At 72.8% G+C, this 2789-nt stretch carries 5 protein-coding genes; 1 reads left to right on the top strand and 4 read right to left on the bottom strand.

The genetic code is table 11. From position 1 onward, the window contains the following. The 4 genes from E1295_RS47875 to E1295_RS47860 all read right to left on the bottom strand — a co-directional run. The coding region (locus E1295_RS47875; protein ID WP_132642012.1) for an NAD(P)H-dependent flavin oxidoreductase at window positions 1–387 on the bottom strand (387 nt) is incomplete at its 3' end. Continuing rightward, window positions 384–1118, bottom strand: coding sequence for a CoA-transferase subunit beta (locus tag E1295_RS47870; protein ID WP_132642010.1), 735 nt, complete (start codon window positions 1116–1118; stop codon window positions 384–386). The genes E1295_RS47870 and E1295_RS47875, both read right to left, overlap by 4 nt. Beyond that, entirely contained in the window at window positions 1096–1884 is a 789-nt protein-coding gene (locus E1295_RS47865) for a CoA transferase subunit A (RefSeq protein WP_132642008.1), read from the bottom strand. Before E1295_RS47865 ends, E1295_RS47870 begins: the two co-directional genes overlap by 23 nt. After that, on the bottom strand, window positions 1881–2609 hold the full coding sequence (locus E1295_RS47860; protein ID WP_132642006.1) for an enoyl-CoA hydratase family protein: 729 nt from the start codon (window positions 2607–2609) through the stop codon (window positions 1881–1883). The genes E1295_RS47865 and E1295_RS47860 overlap by 4 nt, the downstream gene beginning before the upstream one ends. Before the next feature lie 47 nt (window positions 2610–2656). On the opposite strand from E1295_RS47860, the gene E1295_RS47855 reads away from it, so the two are divergent. Further along, the coding region (locus tag E1295_RS47855) for an SDR family NAD(P)-dependent oxidoreductase (RefSeq protein ID WP_132342077.1) at window positions 2657–2789 on the top strand (133 nt) is incomplete at its 3' end.

The raw sequence follows: 2789 nt of genomic DNA, 5'->3' as shown, positions 1-2789 counted from the left end.
CCACCCCGCCACCTTCTCCGCGTGCCGGAGCGCCCCCACCGACGGGATCGTCACCACGCCCGCGTCCTTCAACCGGGCGATCAGCTCCCGCTTGGGGGCCATGGCGAACGACGCGACCCGTACGCCCTCGCGGACCATCACCTCGACCCGTTCGGCGGCGTCGCCGGCGTCGGCGCGGATGTTGACGCCGAACGGCGCGTCCGTGCGCTCCTTCACCCGCCTGATCGCGGCGGTCATCTCGGGTACGGACATGGTCGCCGCCCCGATCACGCCCAGGCCGCCCGCGCGCGAGGTGGCCGCCGCCAGCCGGGCGCCGGCGACGTACCCCATGCCGGTCTGCACGATCGGATGCCGGCAGCCGGTCAGCGAGGTGAGGGCGGTCCTCACGCGGGGACCTCCCGGTCGCGTGAACGTCCGGGATCGAGCCTGTCCAGGACGAGCAGTTCCTCCTCGGACGGCTCCCGCGTCCGGGGTACGTCGCCGGGGATGGTGAGATCGAACCCGGTCGCCGCGACCACCTCGTCCACGCTCACCCCGGGATGGACCGACACCAGCCGCATCGACCTGTCAGGCGGGCCGAAGTCCAGGACGGCCAGGTTCGTCACCACCCGCCGCAGTGCGTACGCCCCCCGGTCGGTGCCGAGCCCGCTGACCATGTCCACCTCGGGCACGAACACGCGGGGGGAGTGCCGGGGGATCCAGTAGCTCGTCGGGTCGCACCGCGTGTTGCCCGGCGCGCCCCGCACGCCCAGGAGCTGCGCCTTGGGCCGGGCCCAGTCGCCGATGCAGGAGATGTTCGAGTTGCCGTACCGGTCGATCTGGCTCGCGCCCAGCATGACGTGGCGGCGCCCGTTCAGCACCAGCCACAGATGGTCGCGGAACGGCAGCCACCCCTCCACCCGCTCCGGCGCCTCGCCCAGCGCGGGCACGTCGCCGGTGAGCAGGCAGGTGCCGTCGTGCGTGAGCAGGTCCGGCTCGAACGTCAGCCGCGCCAGCCGCGCCGCCAGCACCGTCACCGCCCCGCCGATGCCGGCCGCCAGGATCTCGCCGTCACCCCTGAACGCCTCCGCGCACGCCACCACGCACACGTCGGCCCTACGGCTCACAGGGCCGCTCATCCCAGTCCTCCCATGGCGTTTCCGCGTAGCGCCGCTGGAGCGCCTCGTCGCGCCCGTAGTCGGGTTCGCACGAGGTGAACCCGGCCCCGCCGGGCGCCTCCACGACGCCCGTCACCATCGACCGGCTGATCAGCAACGACTGCAGGGGACCCTCCTTGAGCAGGTTCTCCACGATCCGCTCGCACGACACGTAACACCGCGCGGCCGCCTTGGCGTAGAGGTCGTCGAGGTACGGATCGGGGCCCAGGTACTGTGCGTTGCCCCGCGCGTCGGCCCGGTTCATGTGCACCAGCGCCACGTCCATCGTCAGGGCGGGGACCGCGACCAGTTCCTCCCCGTCCGCGTACGGCGACCGGACCGTGCGCAGCTCCGGATTGACCCGCATCACGTCCGAGCCCAGCCCCGCCCGCGTCGGCAGGAACGGCAGCCGGTGCGCCGCCGCCAGCAGCCCGAACATGAACATGCCCTCGTCGTACTCGGTGAACGCGATCGTGCCCGCCTGCCTGGCCCGCCGGAAGTGGGGCTCAAGCGGGATGGAATCGAGCGTGACGAACGGGGCCACGACCCTGCCCACCTTCCCCGCCGCGCAGAGCATGCCGACGTCGGGGCCGCCGTACGAGACGAGCGTGAGGTCGCGGACGGGGGAGCGGAGGACAGCGCGTACGAGGGCCATCGGCTTGCGGCGCGAACCCCAGCCGCCGATCCCGACCGTCATGCCGCTCTCCACCGACGCGGCGACCTCCTCGGCCGTCATCAGCTTCGTCATGCGAACCGCTCCCTGTGCCGGTCGCCCGTGCCCATGAGGGTCAGCTCGAAGGTGAAGCCCTGCTCGAAGCGGTAGCTGCGGTCGACGTCCACCGGGTCGATGCCGTTGAGCGACTCCTTGGCGCAGCGGATGACGTACGGGTCCTTCGCGGCGATCTGTTCCGCCACCTCGGTCGCCGCGTCCCGCAGCCGGTCGCGCGGCACCACCTCCAGCACCGACCCGAACGTGTGCAGCTCGGCCGCCGTGGCGTTCCTGCACGTGTAGACCATGGCCCGCATCAGGTGCGGCGGCACGAGCCTGGCCAGGTGCGTGGCGGCGCCCAGCGCGCCCCTGTCGACCTCGGGCAGCCCGAAGTAGGCGTCGTCGCTGGCCACCACCACGTCGGCGTTGCCCGCCAGCCCGACGCCGCCGCCCAGGCAGTGCCCCTGCACGGCCGCGACGACCGGCACCGCGCACCCGTACACCGCCGAGAACGCCGCATGACACGCCCGGTTGACCGCGACCAGCCGCTCGTGCCCGCCGGCGTCCCGCAGCTCCTTGATGTCGACTCCCGCGTTGAACCCGCGCCCCTCGGCCCGCAGCACGACCACGCGGGTGCCCGGATCGCGGCCGGCGGTCCGTACGGCCCCGGCCAGCTCCTCCCAGGCCCGCACGGTCAGCGCGTTCACCGGTGGCACGTCCACGACGACCTCAGCGACCGGCCCGGCCCGCAGCGTGATCCCCAACCCGACTCCCTGGTTGCACCTAACGCTTGCTTGGTACGGTAGCACCCGTGACCGTGACTTACGACTACACGGGCAAGGCCGTCCTGGTGACGGGCGGCACCAAGGGCATCGGCGCCGCCATCGCCAGGGCCTTCCACGAGGCAGGCGCCACCGTCACCATCTGCGCCCGCACCCCACCCA

The sequence above is a fragment of the Nonomuraea mesophila genome (assembly GCF_004352805.1).
GTDB classification, from domain to species: Bacteria; Actinomycetota; Actinomycetes; order Streptosporangiales; family Streptosporangiaceae; genus Nonomuraea; species Nonomuraea longispora.
The sequence above is the reverse complement of the archived record's forward strand: the minus strand, read 5'-3'. Positions and strand labels throughout refer to the sequence as shown.